The following is a 1,809-nucleotide window of genomic DNA, read 5'->3' as shown; positions in this document are numbered from 1 at the left end:
ACCCTCCGCATGCCCCACGATGCTCAATGGGATGATCTGTGTGGAGTTTTCATAGAACTTTTGACGCTACCGACACTATCATAAAACTTCACGTAACGTTGGAATCAATAAAAAATGTTTAAATTCAAGGAACCGCGCCAGCACAAAAAACCCTCCCTGCCTGCGCAGAGAGGGTTTTTCATTAAAACATTTCTGATACTGTTTTTGCTTGCATATGAAGAATTAAGTAGTCAGGGCCGCCCGCTTTCGAGTCCGTACCGGACATGTTGAAGCCGCCGAACGGTTGGTAACCAACGATCGCACCCGTGCAGCCGCGGTTGAAGTAAAGGTTGCCGACATGGAATTCTTCGCGCGCTTTTTCAAGGTTGGCGCGGTTGCGGGAGATGACGGCGCCAGTTAAGCCGTATTCGGTGTTGTTGGCGATTTCAAGCGCATGATCGAAATCTTTCGCTTTCGTAAACGCCACAACCGGTCCGAAAATTTCTTCTTGCATGATGCGCGCGTTCGGATCAACATCGGCAAATACCGTTGGCTGAATGAAAAAGCCTTTGGAATCGTCCCCTTCGCCGCCTGTCATGAGACGTCCTTCTTTTTTGCCGATTTCGATATATTCCATAATTTTGTTGTATGCCGATTGGTCGATGACTGGACCCATAAATGTGCTTTGGTCCGCAGGATCGCCGACTTTTAGTTGTTTTGTCAACTCGACAACACGATTTAATACTTGATCATACACATCTTCGACGATAATGGCGCGCGAGCAAGCCGAACATTTTTGGCCGGAGAAACCAAACGCAGATGCGACAATCGATTGTGCTGCTAATTCTAGATCCGCTTCTTTGTCGACAACAATGGCGTCTTTACCGCCCATCTCGGCGATGACGCGTTTGAGCCAGATTTGGCCCGGATGTACTTTTGCGGCGCGTTCGTAAATGCGAATGCCGACATCGCGGGAACCAGTGAAGCTAATAAAGCGAGTGCGCGGATGGTCTACTAAGTAATCGCCAACTTCCGCACCGCTTCCTGGAATGTAGTTTAATACTCCCGCCGGAAGCCCTGCTTCTTCTAGTACTTCCACAAATTTATAAGCGACAACTGGTGTGGCGCTTGCTGGCTTCAAGAGAACGGTGTTGCCAGTGACAAGCGCTGCAACTGTTGTTCCCGCCATGATCGCAAATGGGAAGTTCCATGGTGAGATCACGACGCCGACGCCAAGCGGAATATAGAAGAAACGGTTTGTTTCCCCAGGACGGCTTTCTACCGGAATGCCGTCTTTTAATTTCAACATTTGGCGAGCGTAATATTCCATAAAGTCAATCGCTTCCGCCGTATCCGCATCTGCTTCTTTCCATGGTTTTCCTGCCTCTTTTACCATCAATGCCGAAAATTCATGTTTGCGGCGGCGCACAATCGCAGCAGCGCGGAATAAAATATCTGCACGCGCCTCTGGTTTGGTTTTGCTCCACCATTTAAACGCTTCATCGGCGACCTTCATCGCTTTTTCCGCAAGTTCTTTATTCGCTTTTGACACACGGCCGATTACTTCTGTCTTATTCGCAGGGTTAATTGAAACGATTTTCTCGTCGGTTGTAACCCGTTCACCGCCAATAATTAAAGGATAGTCTTTGCCAAGTTCCGCCTCGACTTTTTTCAACGCCTCTTCAAACGCTTTTCGATTCGCTTCTACGGTAAAGTCTGTAAGTGGTTCATGCTTATAAGGTTGCACCATCAACGATCTTCCTCCCTCTAGAAATGTTGATCTATCAAGGCTTTTCGGCCTCTCAGGGGTGTCCAAAAAATATTTTTCGA

The 1,809-nt window shown here is 47.9% G+C and carries 1 protein-coding gene; it reads right to left on the bottom strand.

What is annotated here, in order from left to right; translation table 11 throughout:
* Window positions 1–181: 181 nt before the first annotated feature.
* Complete coding sequence (pruA, locus tag DCC82_RS03870; protein ID WP_097354051.1) at window positions 182–1,729, bottom strand: L-glutamate gamma-semialdehyde dehydrogenase; 1,548 nt, start codon at window positions 1,727–1,729, stop codon at window positions 182–184.
* Between the last annotated feature and the right edge of the window lie 80 nt (window positions 1,730–1,809).

This window comes from Geobacillus sp. LYN3 (assembly GCF_003064505.1).
Lineage (GTDB): Bacteria > Bacillota > Bacilli > Bacillales > Anoxybacillaceae > Parageobacillus_B > Parageobacillus_B toebii.
The sequence above is the reverse complement of the archived record's forward strand: the minus strand, read 5'-3'. Positions and strand labels throughout refer to the sequence as shown.